The 16,088-nt window shown below is 69.2% G+C and carries 16 protein-coding genes and 1 pseudogene; 10 read left to right on the top strand and 7 right to left on the bottom strand.

Translation table 11 applies throughout. From position 1 onward, the window contains the following. Positions 1–71: 71 nt before the first annotated feature. Entirely contained in the window at positions 72–641 is a 570-nt protein-coding gene (locus NIE79_RS25525) for an MFS transporter (RefSeq protein ID WP_372471803.1), read from the bottom strand. 178 nt (positions 642–819) lie between these two features. Here NIE79_RS25525 and NIE79_RS25520 point away from each other — a divergent pair, with 178 nt between their 5' ends. Next, entirely contained in the window at positions 820–1,074 is a 255-nt protein-coding gene (locus NIE79_RS25520; protein ID WP_238680963.1) for an alpha/beta fold hydrolase, read from the top strand. 230 nt (positions 1,075–1,304) lie between these two features. Here NIE79_RS25520 and NIE79_RS25515 read toward each other — a convergent pair whose 3' ends face one another. Beyond that, positions 1,305–1,676, bottom strand: coding sequence for a hypothetical protein (locus NIE79_RS25515; RefSeq protein ID WP_238680962.1), 372 nt, complete (start codon positions 1,674–1,676; stop codon positions 1,305–1,307). Between the two features lie 328 nt (positions 1,677–2,004). Next, on the bottom strand, positions 2,005–2,649 hold the full coding sequence (locus NIE79_RS25510; RefSeq protein ID WP_238680961.1) for a hypothetical protein: 645 nt from the start codon (positions 2,647–2,649) through the stop codon (positions 2,005–2,007). A gap of 136 nt (positions 2,650–2,785) precedes the next feature. Between NIE79_RS25510 and NIE79_RS25505 the strand changes: the two genes are divergently transcribed. Then, the gene (locus NIE79_RS25505) at positions 2,786–3,517 is read left to right on the top strand and encodes a class I SAM-dependent methyltransferase (protein WP_238680960.1); all 732 of its coding nucleotides are present in this window, start codon (positions 2,786–2,788) and stop codon (positions 3,515–3,517) included. 229 nt (positions 3,518–3,746) lie between these two features. Continuing rightward, positions 3,747–6,965 carry a CBM96 family carbohydrate-binding protein gene (locus NIE79_RS25500; RefSeq protein ID WP_238680959.1) on the top strand — a complete coding sequence of 1,073 codons (3,219 nt, stop codon included), beginning with the start codon at positions 3,747–3,749 and terminating at the stop codon, positions 6,963–6,965. Between the two features lie 203 nt (positions 6,966–7,168). On the opposite strand, the gene NIE79_RS34085 is transcribed toward NIE79_RS25500, so the two are convergent. After that, positions 7,169–10,345, bottom strand: coding sequence for a hypothetical protein (locus NIE79_RS34085; RefSeq protein ID WP_238680958.1), 3,177 nt, complete (start codon positions 10,343–10,345; stop codon positions 7,169–7,171). A 32-nt stretch (positions 10,346–10,377) separates the two neighbouring features. On the opposite strand from NIE79_RS34085, the gene NIE79_RS25490 reads away from it, so the two are divergent. Both NIE79_RS25490 and NIE79_RS25485 read left to right on the top strand, forming a co-directional pair. Then, positions 10,378–10,548 (top strand): hypothetical protein, encoded by a 171-nt coding sequence (locus NIE79_RS25490; RefSeq protein ID WP_238680957.1) that lies wholly within the window; start codon positions 10,378–10,380, stop codon positions 10,546–10,548. Positions 10,549–10,673: 125 nt separating this feature from the next. Further along, a complete protein-coding gene (locus NIE79_RS25485) occupies positions 10,674–11,435 on the top strand; it encodes a class I SAM-dependent methyltransferase (RefSeq protein ID WP_238680956.1) in 762 nt (253 codons plus the stop codon). Between the two features lie 85 nt (positions 11,436–11,520). On the opposite strand, the gene NIE79_RS25480 is transcribed toward NIE79_RS25485, so the two are convergent. Continuing rightward, on the bottom strand, positions 11,521–11,697 hold the full coding sequence (locus NIE79_RS25480; protein ID WP_238680955.1) for a hypothetical protein: 177 nt from the start codon (positions 11,695–11,697) through the stop codon (positions 11,521–11,523). Between the two features lie 89 nt (positions 11,698–11,786). On the opposite strand from NIE79_RS25480, the pseudogene NIE79_RS25475 reads away from it, so the two are divergent. Further along, positions 11,787–12,146, top strand: a pseudogene (locus NIE79_RS25475) (TetR-like C-terminal domain-containing protein); the annotation flags it as partial. 83 nt (positions 12,147–12,229) lie between these two features. On the opposite strand, the gene NIE79_RS25470 reads toward NIE79_RS25475, so the two are convergent. Next, positions 12,230–13,108, bottom strand: a complete 879-nt coding sequence (locus NIE79_RS25470; RefSeq protein WP_238680954.1) for a hypothetical protein — start codon at positions 13,106–13,108, stop codon at positions 12,230–12,232. Between the two features lie 202 nt (positions 13,109–13,310). Beyond that, positions 13,311–13,514: a transcription antiterminator/RNA stability regulator CspE gene (cspE, locus tag NIE79_RS25465; protein WP_043326981.1), complete on the bottom strand. Its 204-nt coding sequence runs from the start codon at positions 13,512–13,514 to the stop codon at positions 13,311–13,313. 376 nt (positions 13,515–13,890) lie between these two features. Between cspE and NIE79_RS25460 the strand changes: the two genes are divergently transcribed. The 4 genes from NIE79_RS25460 (at position 13,891) to NIE79_RS25445 (ending at position 15,994) form a co-directional block, all read left to right on the top strand. After that, positions 13,891–14,064: a hypothetical protein gene (locus tag NIE79_RS25460; RefSeq protein WP_238680953.1), complete on the top strand. Its 174-nt coding sequence runs from the start codon at positions 13,891–13,893 to the stop codon at positions 14,062–14,064. Between the two features lie 577 nt (positions 14,065–14,641). Then, positions 14,642–14,851 (top strand): hypothetical protein, encoded by a 210-nt coding sequence (locus NIE79_RS25455; RefSeq protein ID WP_238680952.1) that lies wholly within the window; start codon positions 14,642–14,644, stop codon positions 14,849–14,851. A gap of 124 nt (positions 14,852–14,975) precedes the next feature. Continuing rightward, complete coding sequence (locus NIE79_RS25450; RefSeq protein WP_238680951.1) at positions 14,976–15,497, top strand: SigE family RNA polymerase sigma factor; 522 nt, start codon at positions 14,976–14,978, stop codon at positions 15,495–15,497. Beyond that, positions 15,497–15,994: a hypothetical protein gene (locus NIE79_RS25445; protein WP_238680950.1), complete on the top strand. Its 498-nt coding sequence runs from the start codon at positions 15,497–15,499 to the stop codon at positions 15,992–15,994. Before NIE79_RS25450 ends, NIE79_RS25445 begins: the two co-directional genes overlap by 1 nt. The last annotated feature ends 94 nt before the right edge of the window (positions 15,995–16,088 follow it).

The raw sequence follows: 16,088 nt of genomic DNA, 5'->3' as shown, positions 1-16,088 counted from the left end.
GTCGTGGATCACGTTGATCTCCTCAAGTCAGGTAGTGGTTCGGATCGTCCTTCCGGAGCGTCGGTGCAGATTCAGCCCAGGTGAGTCTCGTCGGTGCCTGTCTCATGCGGTTCCATTCGGGTGTTCGTCCAGACGATCAGCGACGCGATCAGCAGGAGGAACGAGCCGACCAGGAAGGCGTGGGTGACTCCTTCGGTGAAGGTGGCCTCCAACAGCGCCCGCTGTACGCCCACGGGGTCGCCAGGAAGCGCTGTGGTGATCGGTTCGATCACCTGCTCGGTGCGCTGCCCGGCGAAGTGCAGAGACACAGTGCTGAGCACGGCGAGGCCGACTGATCCGCCGAGTTGTTGTGCGGCGTTGAACAGGCCGGAGCCGACGCCGGTGTCCTCCGGTGCCACCCGGTGCAGCGAGGCCGGGGTGAGGCCGGCCAGCACCATGCCCATACCGACGGCCATGGTGATCAGGTACGGGAACACCTGACCCCAGTAGCTGACATCCTCGCCGACCGTGGGGCCGCCGGTGGCGGCCAGTACGGCGGCGGCTGGGCTGTCGTCCACCGAGAGCCGCGAGAACATCACCATCGAGAAGGCGGCCAGCAGGCTGCCGATGCCGGCGATGATCCGTGGCTGGACGCGTGCCATCGCCTTGCCTGCCATGGTCGCCGCCACCACGATCCCCAGCGCGAACGGCAGGAAGGCGACGCCGGTTCGCAGCGGCGAGTAGCCGAGGATCTGCTGAACGAACGCGCAGCGTGGAGGGAATCTCCGTCCTTTAGGGCGGAGAGGATGTCAATGGCTAACCGGAACGATCGGTTCGTCGATGCGCATGTATGTCGCCAACGCCGCGATCCCGCCGGAACAACACGCCCGCAGGGTCGAAGTGCCGTCCGGCTTCGCGCTCTTCCCCGGCGACACACTCCACCCGCCGCGCGCCTGGCTCGAGCGCACGGCCAACGTCGTGCGCATCACCGAGCTCGACAGGGGTGGCCACTTCGCGCCCTTCGAGGAGCCCCAGCTGTACGCGCAGGAGCTGCGCGAATTCTTTCGGCCCTACCGTTCGGTCGGCCGGACCTGATGTTTCCGGGAGAGCTCACTGCCGTACGGAACCGGTTCCGTCAGCAGTAGCCACGCAACTGGAGGGATGTGCGGCCTGCTGAGAACAGCGCGCCGCTCTTCGCGGTGTCACGCAGGCTGACCGTAAGTTGCTCAGGGGGCGCTGACCCAGGTGCCGCAAGGCCGCACGGACATGTGAATCGGCGGTGACCGTCCGGGTGACGGTCACCGCCGATTGCGTGGTCGAACCGGTCAGGCGGCCGAGCAGGTGCTGTCCAGCTCCTTGATGGCGGCTTCCAGGGCCTTCTTGCTGGGCTTGGCGTCGGCGGACTTGTTGTACGCGTCGCTCAGGGCCATCATCTCGTTCTGGATCTTTTCGGAGGCCGCGGTGACTGCCTCGTTGGCCCCGATCGCGTGCGCCAGGATCGCGACCGAGCCGGCGGCCCACTGGGCACTCACCGCGAAGTGCCCGGCTGGCGGACCGATCTTCTCGGCCTTGGTGACCTTGGCCGCGTTGTCCTTGATGTCCTTCTTGATGTCGGCGCAGGCCTTCACTGTGGCCGCGTCGTTGCCTGCGGTGCTGGGCGCGGTGGTGGCCGCACCGCCGGTCGGGGTGGCGCTCAAGGCCGCCGGGGACGGCGAGGTTGTGGTGCCCTCAGATTTGGGCTGCGGATCGCAGCCGGACATTGCGATCGCCGCCGCAACGGCCAAGCCACTCAGGACGAGTCGAGTTCGGTTCATCGATGTTCCCCCATGATCTTCATGTTCGGCGCACGCTACCAGCCCCGGTCCAACGGGTGGGATCAGTTATTGGGCGACGAGCACCGATCCCTGGGTCTGGTGTGGATGCGAGGCGCGTCGCGGCCGACCTCCGCCGACCCGGGTGCGGGTTTCGCGGACCACTGCGGGCAGCCTGCGTCCGCGAGCAGTTCGCCGACCTGACGGCCGACGGCTAGCGTGTGGTCTTCGGCGCTGGTGCCGGTGGGAACAGTTGACGCAGTGTCGGACCGATGGCCGTGGCCAGCGTGCCGTCGTCGCCGGAATGCATGACCAGGTCGACCACCCCCATTGCAACGTCGCCGGTGCGAGTTTCGGCAGCTGCGGCCGCGATGTCGGGCAGCGCGAGATCGGCGAGCAACTGCCGCACCAGAACACCTTCGCCCCAGAATGCCTCTGCCGGAATGGAGAGCCGGCCCAGCCACGACAGGAGGACCGCCGCCCTGCCGGTGGCTGAGGGTGCGGCGGCGGTTAGCCGTCGCCGGACATCGTCGACCTGCGTATCGGACAGCTCGCCGCATTGCTGACCGGTGGCGGCGAGCAACACGGGATGCAGCGCGTCAGAAACCCCACGCTCGATCAGGTACCTCCTGCCCTCTCTCCCGTTGGGCCGGAACTGCGGTCGGCCCTCCTGCAGGGTCAGCAGGTCGGCCAAGGGCGCCAGAAACGACGCCAGCTGATCCGGTACGCCGAGCCCCGCTAGAAACAGGTGGAGCGCCCCAGGATCTGCCACGACGAGGTCGTTACGGAAGCGCGAACGCTCCCAACTGACCGAGCCGTGGCCATGCACACCAGCGCTGGCGAGCACCTCGCCCGCCACATCGCGGAGAAATCCTGCGCCACCAAACGATCATCGCAGGCGCGCTCAGGCCGACCACCACACTCAGGACACAACGCACGTGCCTGCCGCCGGTCGAGGGTTCGGCCTGAAAAGCCGTCCCTGGGATGATGTTGGTGTGGTCGACCAACGCGCCAGTTCCGAGTTGCTTGGCAACGACGCCCTGGAGCAGTCCGCGGTGGTGGCGAACTGCGCCATGAACCGCGAGCGGCAGCTGTCCGGGGTCAACAGCTACACCAGGGAGCTGGGGTTCAACCCTCTTGACGTTCTTGCCGCCGGCCCTGTTGGCGCCGACCGGGCCGAGCCTTTGGCAGCCGCTGGCTGGTTGGATCTGTGCTGCGGCACCGGTCGAGCGCTGATCCAAGCTAGCGAGCAGCTGCGGCTGGCAGGGTTGACCGAGCGGACAGTCCTCGTCGGGGTGGACCTGGTTGACGCCTTCGATCCCGTACCGGCACCACCGCTGAACCTGGAGCTGATCTGCGCCTCCGTGTCCAACTGGGCGCCAACGCGGATGTTCAACTTGATCACCTGTCTGCACGGACTGCACTACGTCGGAGACAAGCTCGCCGTCCTGACCCGTGCGGCCGGCTGGCTGACTCCCACCGGCCGGCTCGTGGCCGACCTGGACCTGTCCAGCATTCGGCTTCCCGACGGGCGACCCGCTGGGCAGCGCCTCACCGCTCGACTCCGCGCCGCCGGGTTCTCCTACGACTCCCGTCGCCGCCGGATCAGTTGCACCGGCCGCCGTGACGCCCGCCTCCCGTACAGCTACCTCGGTGCCGACGATCGCGCTGGTCCCAACTACACCGGACAACCCGCCGTGCACTCCCACTACGCCGAAGACCACTGACCGCACCGACAGCGTCCGCACCTGCCGCAAAGTGCCCGGCGCGGCTGAAGCGCTACGCGTCCCGGAACCACCCGACCGCCGGAGCGTTCATGTAGTCGTCCTTGTGCTCCGGTGACCGCTGGCGTTCTACCTCAACAATTGGGCCGGGGTCGGAGTTACGCGCGGACAGTGATGGTGGGGCTGGTCGGATACTGTCAACGCGCTCGTCACGCTACAACGGGGGTTGTCTGTGTCGACTGTCATCAGGCCTGCGGCTGCCCGCTGGCGTGCTCGGCTGACCGTCCTGGTGCTCGGCGCGTCCTGCCTCGTCGCCGTCTCCGCTCCCGGGCCGGCCGCGGGTGCCGGACCAGCTGTCAGCCGATCGGCGGCCAGCCAACTGGCCGCCATCGAACCACCAGCCGACATCGTGTCCCGGATCGCCGGCCGGCCGCATCCTCGGCTGCTCGCCACCGAGGAAACCTTCGCCAACGCGCGGAACCGGCTCGCGACCGACAGCCGGGCACAACGGTGGTTCACCGCGGTACGGGAACGCGCCGACCGGGTCCTCGACACCAACGCGGAGAAGTTGCCGACCAACGAGCGGTTGACGAGCGGCGAGGTCACCGCCGACGACGTGAAGCGCCGGATCTACGCGCTGGGTCTGGTCTGGAACATCGCCCCCGGCGGAGGAACCAACCCGCAGGAGTACGCCCAACGCGCGAGGGCGGAACTCCTCGCCGCCGCCAGCCTGCAGACCTGGAATCCGCACAGCAAGTTCCTCGACGTCGCGCACATGACACACGCCCTCGCGATCGGCTACGACTGGTTCTACCAATCCCTGTCCGCAAGCGACAGGACGACGATCCGCGACGCGATCATCAGGCACGGCATCGATGCGACACTGCCCCTGCTGGGCGGAGGAAACTTCACCGCACCGCACAACTGGAACATCGTCTGCAACGGCGTCGCACTGGGAGCGCTGGCCATCGGCACCGATGCCGGCGACACGGCCCGCACCAAGGTCAACGATCTGCTCGTCGGCAGCGTCCGCTCCATCCAGTACGGCATCGCGGAGTACGGCCCCGACGGCGCCTACGCCGAAGGTCCGGCCTACTGGCTCTTCGCCACCGAATACCTCGTCACCTGGCTGGCCGCCTTCACCACCGCGACGGGCACCGACTTCGGCGTCTCCGGCCTACCCGGTCTGGCGAAGACCGGTGACTTCGCCATCCACGTCAGCGGACCAAAGGGAACGCTCTTCAACTACGGCGACGGCGGTACTGGCTTCTACAACTCACTCACGGCCGGGGGCCGGCAGGTGCCCTATCTGATGTGGCTGGCCCAGCGGTACCAGCGGCCCGAATGGGCCGCCTGGGCAGCCGCCCGGGCCGACGAGGGGGCCACACCACTGGACATCCTCTGGTACGACCCGGCAACCGCGACCGGAGCCACCCATCCCGCCGCCACCGATGCCTACTTTCGGCACGTGGAGGTGGCCACGGCGCGCAGCGACTGGGACGATCCGAACGGCGTCCACGTCGCGACGAAGGGACTGCGAGCCGGGTCCGACCCGGTCGCCGGCCACGAGAACCTGGACGCCGGTTCGTTCGTCCTTGACGCAGGCGGGACACGCTGGTTCGAGGAGCTCGGCGCGGACGACTACGACCTGGCCAACTACTTCACGTGGCAGAACAACACCGGCGGCCGGTGGGACCATTACGTGAACCACCCGCAGGGGCAGAACACCATGCTGCTGGGTGCGGGCCCGACGCCGACAACCGCCCTGACCCAGGGCGCGCGGATCGTGTCGACCGGCTCCTCCTCCCAGCAGTGGCATGCCATCACCGACCTGACCGCCATGTACGGCGGCCGGGTGCAGCAGGCCCGACGCGGCATTCAACTCTTCGACGACCGTCGTCAGGTGCTCGTCCAGGACGAGGTGCGGTCCACCACGGCGATCGACTACCGGTCCTTCCTGCACACCCGCGCCGACGTCGTGTTGGCCCCGGACGGGAGGTCCGCGACCCTGCACCGGGGGGACGAGCGCCTCGCGGTGCAACTCGTCGGCCCAGCCGGTGCGAAGATGTCCCTCGGACTTCCCGCCCCGATGCCGGGCAGCCCCAACCCGCCAGGGCAGAACTCGCAGCCGGGGCTCCGGAAGCTCGTCGTGGACCTGCCCGGTGTCACAAACGCCACCCTGGCGCTGCGCCTGTCCCCGTTGTTCGGCGGCGAGCAGCCGCCAGCGGCGCCGTCCCTGACGCCGCTCGCCAACTGGTCCCTGCCGGCGCCACCGACGACTCAGCTGGCCGGGCTGCACGTCAACGGCGCGCCGGTGGCCGGTTTCACGCCGAACCGCTTCCGGTACGAGGTGGTGGTCGCACCCGGCACCACCGATCCACCGCAGGTCACGCCGGTGAGCCAGAGTGGCGGGTACGCCCAGGTGAGCCAAGCCGCCGAGCTGCCCGGCACCGCCACCGTGGCCACCTACCGCCAGGACGGGGCCGCCGGTCCGAGCTACAAGGTCCACTTCCGGGTGCCGGGGAAGACCCGCAACTCACTGCCCATCGCCTCGGTGACCGCCGGTGAGTCGGCCAACCGGGCCGTGGCCACCATCGACGCCGACCTGGGCACCACCTGGGCAGGCTCGACCCTCGACGTCGACCTCGGTGCGCAGCGCACCGTCGGTGCGGTGAACGTCGCATTCGCCTTCGGTTCGCAGCGAAGCTTCGCTTTCGACGTGCTGACCTCCACCGACGGCACCAACTGGCAGACCGCCGCAACGAGATCTGTCTCCTCCGCCGCCACGGACAACGCCGAGGTGTACCCGATCACACCGGCCACCGCCCGCTATGTTCGCCTCGTCGGGCAGGGCAACTCTTCCACCAGTTCCACGGTGGTCGCCGAGGTCCGGATCTACGCCGACACCACCGACGCGTACGCGGACGTGCCGGCCCGCCGGATGACGCCGGCAGCCGACGCCTTCGTCCGCTGCGGCCGCGACGCCGGCACCAACTTCGGCGAGGAAAAACAACTGGAGATCCGCAACCATCCGAACGACCCGACGGTCATTGACTCGGTCCGGCGGTTGAGCTACCTCCGGTTCGAGCCGACCTCCGTCCCGGGCACGGTCCGCAGCGCCACCCTGTGGCTCTACGGCGGGATGGCTGCCGACCCCGACGCGGACTTCACCACGTCCGCTGTCCTCAGCGTGAAGGACTCGTGGGCCGAGGCCAATATCAAGTGCGACGGCCGTCCGGCGTTGGGCGCGATACTCGGCGTGACCGGCATGGACGAGCAGAAGAGGTGGCGTCGCGTCGACCTCACCAGCTATGTCAAGGACCAACTGGCCACCGGCAAGCCCATCAGCATCGGCGTCGCCCAACTGGCGGCTGGTTACGGCCCGTGGGTCGGCCTCAACAGCAGGGAGGCCAACTTCCAGCGGCCATTCCTCGAGTTGACGGTCTCCTGACGGCGAGCGGAGCCGGGTGCCGATGGCTTTGTGGCGTGGCGCGGCGGCACACCGCAACCGATACAGCCTCGATCGTCACCTGGAGTCACGCCGCTGTCCCACGGTGGCTTGCCGGAGCGGTAGTAGCCCTCAAGCGCGCGGTGGACGGCGTCCTCCTCCGGGTCTCGCTGCGTCGAGGCCAGGCTCGGTTGCGCCCGGGACTGTCACCGGACACGTGGGAAGAGTGGGCCCGTACCGCCTTGACCTCCCGGCTCTGCGCCATCCCAGGCCGAACGGACGGACGTGACAGCTTGCCGGTGGCGGCCGAGTGACAGGAGCAGGCCGGCGGCGGCCAAGGCGATTCCGGCGGCGGCGGTGTATGCGGGGAGTTGGGTGGGGATGCCGAGGTGGACGGTGATGCCGAGGATGCGGGACAGACCCCAGGGCAGCAGCGCGAGCTGGTCGTTCCACACCGTCAGCGCGCGTTCCAGGCCCACTACCGAGACCACTGCGGACAGCACGCCGAGGGGCACACCAGCGGCGGTGAGGGTCAGCCCGACAGCGCTTCGGCGGCGCAGGCCGTACCGGTCCCGAAGGACCACGGCGACGGCCACGAACAGCCAGCCGAACGCCGCGAAAGCGACGGTGACGTACGCCGCGCGCAGACTCGGCGCAGTCCAGAAGGCGAACCAGTAACCGCCCGGTCCGCGCCCGGCGAGCGCCGCCAGCAGCAGCACGCTGCGCAGCAGCGCGACGCCGCCGACCACTGCCCACAGGTGGAACGGATCCCGGCGACCGACGACGAGGCGTACGACGAGGGCGAACAGCGCCCACCCACCGAGGGTGACCAGCAGGTGCGCCGGCGCGGCGAACCAGGTCAACACGAGCCGGCTCGCCACCAGCACCACGGCCGGGACCAGCCACACCAACACCCGGTCCGCCCGTGTCGTGGGCGTCGGCAGCGCGGCGACCCGCCACGGCCGGAGCGCGCCGAGCAGCAGCCCGCGCGCGGCGGCTGCGCCGAACCCGCGCCCGTACAGGCCGAGCAGCACCACCAGCAGGATCAACCCGAGCATCGCCCGGGCCGCCCAGGCCATCGCCGGGTCCCGGTCGGCACGCCGCGCCCCGAGGTCGGCGGCGGTGAAGTTGTACGCGGGCAGGTCCAGGTCGGCGCCGTAGCGCTGCCGGTGCGCGTCGCGCGCGTCGTGGTACGCCGCAGCGGCCAGCCGCCAGTCGTGGCGGGCGGCCGGGGCACCCGTGTCGAGCCACTGCGCGTGCCGCAGCACCATGGCCCGGTACGCGCTCAGCGTCTCGAACAGATCGACCTGGTAGTCGAGGGTGGCGGTGAAGCGCCCACGCAGTTCGGCGTCCCGCCAGGTCGCCGGCTCGGTCGCGGCGACCAGGTCGCGCATGCGCCGGGCCAGCACGACGGCCTGCGTGCCCTCCTCGATCGCCTCGTCGACGCGGCCGCCGGTCACCGCGTAGATGCTGTCCAGCGCCGCGGAGTCGCCGGTCGCGATGTCCCACTCGAAGATCCACATCATGGGTGGCGGTTCCAGCCCGAGCGCCCGCACCGACCGGTCGGCGTACGGACCGATGTAGAGGCCCTTGGTGACCGCCTGCCGGGACAGCGCCATGGCCTGCCCGATCGCGGCGACGGTGCCCGGGTCGCCGGAGAAGGTGCGGTACGCCCAGTCCGCAGTGACCTGCGCCGGGTCGGCGTGCGGGTCCCAGGCCAGGCGGCCGACGGCGTACGTGTTGAGGTCGTAGAGCTGCCAGAACCCCGCGCGCAGGTACAGCGACATCGGCCCGGCGCGCAACGGACCGCCGTCCTGGGTCCAGTTCCAGACACCCTCGACGTTCGGGTTGGCGGCAAGGAACGCGCGCAGCGCCTGGCGGTGCAGCGGGCCGAGGTCGTTGGGCAGCGACCCGAACGCCTCGAACTCACGCCGGGCCTGGAACTCCACGATGCGGCGGTGCCTACCGCCCAGCAGTGTGGTGTTCAGCGGTAGGTGGCTGTAGAAGTCGCCCAGTGTGTACTTGGTGGACACGATCAGATGCGGATCGTCGAGCCCGCCGAGGACCTGCGCGTACGACACCGGGTTGGTGTGCAGGTCGCCGACGGCGCCGACGCCCACCGTCCACGTGCGGAAGATGATCTCCTTTCCGGCTGGGCCCGCGGTGTCCAGCAGCGCCCGCAGCATCGCGCGCACCGACGTCTCCGTGGTGACCGCGAGCCGTGACGAGTAGTCCCAGCCGGTTGCGGCGTACACCTCGCCGCCCTCGCCGACGCGGACCATCAGGCCGTCGACGAACGGCATGCTCTCGAACAGCTCGGCCAGACCGGCCTGGTAAACCGCCCACAGCCGAGGGTCGGCCACGTCGAGGCCGCCGACGGTCCGCGTGAGGTACGCCTCCAGCGGGGGCGACACCGCGAGCATGTCGGTCAGCAGGAAGACCCGCACGCCCATGTCCTCGGCGTAACGGAAGACGGGGCCGAACGCCGCGACCATCGCCCGTGCACGCTCGACGTGCGGGTCGCCGGGCGGGTAGACCGCGCGCCCGTCGCCGACCTTCACGAACGTGACGTACTCCAGGAAGCCGGGCACGACGATTCCGTTGAATCCCTGCGCCACCGAGTGGTCGACGAACTGCCGGAACTGCGCGTCGATGCGGGCCACCGCGCCAGCGTCCACCCACGGCGCGCGAGGCAGCACCGCCGACCCGACCACGTCGGTGTTCAGGCCATAGTCGTCGCCGGCGGCGAAGACGGCCGGGTCGGGCTCGCGGCCCACCGAACCCGCGTCGGTCAACCGCAGCCCGAGCCGGGGGATGACCACCCGACCCGCGTCCGCCGCGGGGAGCACCTCCGCACCGGAGCGGATCCGGTCGGCCAGCCGGTACATCCCGGCTGCCACGCCCGCGACGTCGCCGCCCTGGACGGCGAGCTCGGCGCCGCGCACGTCGAGCCGGTACGACTCGGGCCTAGCGCTGAGGGTGGCCAGCACGCCCGCCCGCAGCGTCCTCACCGCCGACAGGTCCGGGGCCGCGACGCGCCCTGTGCCGGTGCCCGGCGCGGCCGTTGCGGACCTGGCCGGGCTCGACGCGGCCGGGACGAGCGCCGGCCGGGGCAGGCCGCGGAAGACGACCGCGTCGGCGATGGCGGCAGCGGCCTTCCTGACGCGTGGCTCGTCGGGTACGACGAGGGACGCCAACGGCGGGGCCGGTGCGGGCGTCCGCGCCGGTGCGGCGACAGCGTCCTCCCGTGGCACGGCGGAGGGGGCGTGGCTGAGCCCCAGCGTGTCGCCGACCCCCCAGGCCGCGGCCGCGCCGAGCGCCAACAGGACCGCCGCGGCGATGAGCAGCGGGTACGGCCGACGAACCTGGGCAACGTGAGCCACGCTCGCATGGTAATAGCCCGTAGGCTGATTCAATGCGGCCCGGACGTGCCCTCGTCGGGCTCACCACTTCCGCGCTGTCCCGGGGTGACATCATCGGGCTGGTGCTCGGCGGCGTCTTCGTTGTCGGTGGCGCGCTCCTCCTCACGCGTTCGGGCAAGATCGGCCGGGTGAAGGAGGTGGCCGCCACCCGCCGCACGAGCTGAGGGGGTCCAGCCCTTCGACGGTGGGCCAACGGCTCCCAGGACGCCGAGCTTCGGTGGAGTCCTGGGCAGCTGCTGGCGCGAGGTGACTTGATGACGAGACTTGGCCGGTGACGAGGATGCCCGCTTTGTTCGATTACGACGCAGAATTGCGCCTGCACAACGAATTCTTCCGCGCCGCTGCCCACGTCGGCTCTCGCGACCGTGTGCTCGACATCGGTTGTGGCACAGGCCAGTCCACGCGCGAGGCCGCCCGTGCCGCCGCCGCCGGAAGCGCGGTAGGCGTTGATATCTCCGCGCCAATGCTCGAACGGGCTCGTCAGCTCAGCAACGACGAGGGACTGGCCAACATCACTTTCGAGCAGGCCGACGCCCAGGTCCACCGCTTTCGATCGACGCGGTACGACGTCTGCATCAGCAGATTCGGAACGATGTTCTTCGCCGATCCGATCGCCGCGTTCACCAATATCGGGCGCGCCCTGCGCCCAGGGGCGCGCTTGGTGCTGCTGGTCTGGCAAGAGCGCGACCGCAATGAGTGGGCCAACGCGATCGGCCAGGCCCTCGGCACCGCATCCGCCACACCGCGCGGCCCGAACCCGTTCTCGCTGGCTGACCCGACCGTCACGGAAGACATCCTGACGTCGGCCGGCTTCACGGACGTCAGGTTCACGGACGTGAACAAGCCCGTCTACTACGGCCCGGACAGCGCCACCGCCTTCGATGCCGTGCTCAGCCTGTGGGAGTCCAGGAACCTGCTTGCCGATCTCGACGCCGCGGCCGCCGAGCAGGCACGCACGCGGCTACGCGCCACCCTCGACGCCCATCACACCGACGGCGGCGTGTACTTCGACTCTCGTGCTTGGATCGTCGAGGCCCGCCGCAGTCGGTGAACACCGCCACTACCGCCAGGATGAGGTCCCGGACCGAGACCGCGGTGCGTCACTGTGGCGCCTCCCGGGTCCCCGGACCTGCGGCTCAGCCAAATGCGTGGAGATAGTGCGACACCGCCCCGACATCACCGGCATCGGAGATCAGCGCGATATAGCCGTCGGGGCGGATCAGCACGAGGGTACGGTCGGCCGCGCAGTTGGCGCTGGCAAGATGACCTTCGGTGCCGGCGATGTCGTCGGGGCCGGTCGGTCGTCCGACCACGCGGAGAGTCCTGAGGCCAGAGTGAGGAGCTGCGAGCACAGGTCCCGTTCCGAAACTCAGCAGTGTGAACTGGCGCCCTCGCCGGCTTCTTCGCCATCGCCGCAGCCGCCGCATTCTCAGGGCTGCTGGCTGACACCGGCCTCACTCCAAAGCAGGCCCGCGACCGGATCATGAATGCCCAGCAGCTCCCCGATATCCGGATCGTCTACCAACGCGCCCACGACCGCGGCGAGATCGACCTCGAGCGCATTCCCTCAGCCGTGCTCGCCATGCCGTTCGAACGTGTGCGACATGACATGCTCATGGACCTCAAGCCTCTGAAGCCCGCACGCATCCAGTCGATCGTCGACGAACTCTTCCTGCCCCTCCTGCACAACCGGGCCGGTCTGGACGGTGCTCTCGATGGGCCCGCCAAGATTCCCGTACAGACCCGCCCCTCCACAGCGTGATCCATGACGGGCCCTGGTCCGCGAACCCCATCCCTGCGGTAGGCGAGTCACGATGGGTAGGCGCACGTCGTTCACTTGGGTGGTCAGGTCCGACGGGTGCTGATTGGCCGGTGTAGCTCGGTTACCAGCGACCGTACCCACGGCTGGCGCATGGTGGGTTCGCCGGTTATCGCGGCGGCAAGCCCCGTTCGCCCTTCGGCCGAGCGGCCGTAGGCGACGAGGGCCACGGCCTCGGCGAGGGCGGCCAACGCCTTGGGATCGCGTGCCGGGACGTGCGTGTCCTGGTCGAGCCACCGTACGACGGGGAACGAGCGTGTGATCTTGTGCTGGTGGTCGCCGAAGTACTCCCACAGCCATCTGCGCAGGGACACGCCGACCAGAGCGGTACGCGGAAGGTGGGTGGCCCATGGGGCGGCCTGGTACCAGCGCCAGGTGTTCGGGCTGGTCTTCGTTCGGGCAGTGATGCCGATGAACCGCACCTTCGTACGGATCACCGACCAGGCGGCCCTCTCCTCGCTGATCCAGCGTCGGAGCAGATAGAACAGGTTCTCGTAGGTGCGACCGCCGTGAACGAGGTCAACGAATGCCACCGGACGCTGGCGGTGGGCCAACCCGTGCGGGGTGATTCCCAGGTGGCTGAGGTTGCTGCGGAACTGGGTGACCTGCGCCGGGGTCAGCGCATCCGGATCGCTCCACAGTGACAGGGGAAGTCGGTGGCAGCGGTCGCGCCACGTGGTGGCGGCCAGCGCGCCGCTGAGCAGGTCGAAGATGCTGTCGGGGGAGCGGCCGACGAAGTAGAGGTCCGCATCGGCGCTGCGGGCGAGGACCTTGCCGGCACACTCGAGCAGCTCGGGTAGGAACCATAGATCGGGCTCGGGGGCAGCGTCGAGGAGAGCGCCGAGCTGGGCCGAAGGGACAAGGTCCCAGCGGAACGGTCCTGTCGGTGCCGGTACTGCTGCCACGGCGGAAATCGTATCCGGCCGGTCGCGTTCGACTTCCACAGTGGAATGCCGGCAAGCGGTGGAGGAGGGCTAGCCATGCGCATCTGCGTCCATTCGCTGCACGAGATGGCCGATCAGACGATTTTGAGATGGCGCGGTGAGCGCATGAAACGCCGAACGGCGGCCCGCTGAATCAGTCGGGCCGCCGTTCGCAGAGTGTGGATCAGAGCGGGCGGATGTTCTCCGCCTGCGGGCCCTTCTGGCCCTGGGTGACGTCGAACTCCACCTTCTGGTTCTCGTCGAGGCTGCGGAAGCCGCTCGCCGAGATCGCGGAGAAGTGGGCGAAGACGTCAGCGCCGCCGTCGTCCGGGCTGATGAAGCCGAAGCCCTTGTCGGCGTTGAACCACTTCACGGTACCTGTAGTCATGTCTGCTCCTCGCAGGCTGTTAGAGACCGCACTGTGCGGACCCTTACGCCGCCGCGTTGATCACCCGCGTCGAAACGACACGAAAAACGAAAAGCGCCTGGAGGGGTTTCAGATGCCCCATCAGGCGCTAGAAAACGTCTACGGAAATCAAAACTGCAACACGGCAACCGTAGCACATGATCCGCCGCCGACCCTGTTGAGGTGAGCGGCAGTGGTCTCGTGTCCGCTTCATCGACGCCGCCCTGGCCGCAGCCGTGAAGAGAACGTCCACCAGGCCGTCGCTGCCGTAACTACCCCGCGGCCGGCTCGTGCTCGCCGCCCAGCTCCCGTGCCGGCCCGGCGAGCGGCAGTGCGCAAGACGACGGATACTCGCCTGATGACTGAACCGGATCTCGACCCCGAACAGTATCCGCCCATCGACCCGCGTGAACCGGTGCCCGACGACGCGGGCGACCTTCTGCCGGGCGCGCCGGACGAACTGCCCGAAGCCCCGGCCGAACCCATGCCGGACGATGGTGGCAACGCCGGCGGTGTACGCGAGCCTGCATAGATCCGTCCGCGAACGGGCGCGACACCAGCCCGACCTCCGATGCCCCCGCCGACGCTCACGACCACCGCCACGGCACTGGTGTGCCAACCGCCGGGCAGCGACAGGGGCGGCCGGCGCGCCTCGTCGGCGGTGTGCTGGCCGTGTTGAGGGCCGGCAGCGCGGCGGTGAGCACCACGAAGCTCATCACCGCGGCTGGCCGTGGCCGACGGGGCGTGTGATGCCATCGGGCATCACCTGCGGTGAACACCGTCTGAGTCGGGTCGCCTAAAGATCTTGAAAAAAGTTCCGGTCGGCGGCAACCTGCGGGCGATGGATCGCATGTACCCGGATGTCAGCGATGATCGCCACGATCCATAGGGGTCCGGAAATGTCTGCACGCCACCTTCTGCTGCTGCCCTTCGCGACTGTCCTTATTGGACTGTCCGCCTGCGACTCCGGTGCGCCATCCGGTCCTGGCCCGACCACGTCTGCTCCGTCGTCGGCTGCTGCGGCGACTGGCACCCCCAGTGCGTCGCCCGCTGGGGCCACCCCTGCGGCCGGGGTCGCCGACTGCCCCTCGGTGGCGACCCTCCAGACGTTGGTCGAGCTCCCGAAGGGCTGGACGTTCGGCGGTGTCCAGTGCGTCAAGGACTGGGCGGGAGCCGATCCGCAGGGCCCGACCGCCGGTGACGGCGTCTATCTGTTCCACTACGTGACCGGTACGGGCTGGAAGTACTACGGCGATGGCAGCGGTTATGACTGCAAGGATCTCGGCCTCACCGAACCAGCGCCATTCTGCATCTCCTGACCGGGGAGACGCGGCCGGCTTGACTGTGACGCACACCAGCTAAGGTGTGCGCCACAGTCAACCGGCCGCATCGACGCCGCCGCTGCCTGAAAGACTTTGGGGTACGTGGGGGGACGAGCGGGGCATGGCGGACTCCATAGACGATCTTTTCTGTGAGTTCGTACGGACCCGCTCGTCGGCGTTGCTGCGGACGGCGTTCCTGCTGACCGGCGACCGGCACCTCGCCGAGGACCTGGTGCAGGATGCGCTGGCCCGCACCCATCGGGGCCGGCGCCGGCTCAATGATCCCGGACACTTCGAGGCGTACACCCGCACCGCCATGTACCACCAGCATGTGAGCTGGTGGCGGCGGCGCCGCCGGGTAGCCGAGTCCCTGCCAGGGGAAATGGCCGACGTGGTCCAGCCCGGCAGTGACCACGCTCGCCGTACCGATCTCAAGCTCGCCCTGTACCAGGCCCTCGCCCAACTCACCCAGCGGCAACGGGCCGTGCTGGTGGTGCGGTTCTTCGAGGACCGCAGCGAGGCCGAGGCCGCGGAACTGTTGCAGTGCTCGGTCGGCACAATCAAGAGCCAGACCAGCAAGGCACTGGCGCGCATGCGGGAGATAGCGCCCGAGCTGCTCTCGGCCGTGATGGAGGAGGCCTGATGACCGACGACCTCGGGCCGCTGCGTCAGGCCATGTCCGATCTGAGCGAGCACGGCGGCACCACCGACATGTACGAGCGCGCCCTGCGCAGATCCCGGCAGGTGCAACGACAGAGAGCGGTCACCACCGGTGCCGCGGCGGTGGCGGTCATGTTCGCCATCGGCGGTACGGTCGCCCTCGCCACCCGCCACCGGCCCGACCCTCCGACGCCACCCGCATCCACCCGCACCAGTGACGGACCCCAGAATCCCACCTGCCCGTCGACGCGGACCCTCGGGACCCTGGTCGAGCTGCCGGCGGGCTGGTCGTTCGATTCCAGGGCCGTGGAGTGCGTCGAGACGTGGGCGGCGGCCGACGTGCGGCGTCCGGACGCCAGCGGCGTCATCTACCTGTTCCACTACACGACCGGCACGGGCTGGCGATTCCAGGACCAGGGCACCGGATGGGACTGCAAGGACCTCGGCCTGACCGAGCCGGCATCGTTCTGCACTTCCTGACCGCCGTCGCCTACGGACGCGGACCCGCCTCCATGGCGATCATCGACGTCTCCCGCTACGATCCGATGTCGTAAGATTACTGAGCGTCAATGCG

This window comes from Micromonospora trifolii, assembly GCF_022229005.1.
Classification (GTDB): Bacteria; Actinomycetota; Actinomycetes; order Mycobacteriales; family Micromonosporaceae; genus Micromonospora; species Micromonospora trifolii.
The sequence above is the reverse complement of the archived record's forward strand: the minus strand, read 5'-3'. Positions and strand labels throughout refer to the sequence as shown.

What these genes read in the sequence shown, in the direction of transcription:
- NIE79_RS25520 (WP_238680963.1), top strand. Translation starts at nt 820, where the DNA reads ATGCGCATGTATGTCGCCAACGCCGCGATCCCGCCGGAACAACACGCC.
- NIE79_RS25525 (WP_372471803.1), bottom strand. Translation starts at nt 641, where the DNA reads ATGGCACGCGTCCAGCCACGGATCATCGCCGGCATCGGCAGCCTGCTG.
- NIE79_RS25460 (WP_238680953.1), top strand. Translation starts at nt 13,891, where the DNA reads ATGACTGAACCGGATCTCGACCCCGAACAGTATCCGCCCATCGACCCG.
- NIE79_RS25445 (WP_238680950.1), top strand. Translation starts at nt 15,497, where the DNA reads ATGACCGACGACCTCGGGCCGCTGCGTCAGGCCATGTCCGATCTGAGC.
- NIE79_RS25490 (WP_238680957.1), top strand. Translation starts at nt 10,378, where the DNA reads ATGCGGCCCGGACGTGCCCTCGTCGGGCTCACCACTTCCGCGCTGTCC.
- NIE79_RS25450 (WP_238680951.1), top strand. Translation starts at nt 14,976, where the DNA reads ATGGCGGACTCCATAGACGATCTTTTCTGTGAGTTCGTACGGACCCGC.
- cspE (WP_043326981.1), bottom strand. Translation starts at nt 13,514, where the DNA reads ATGACTACAGGTACCGTGAAGTGGTTCAACGCCGACAAGGGCTTCGGC.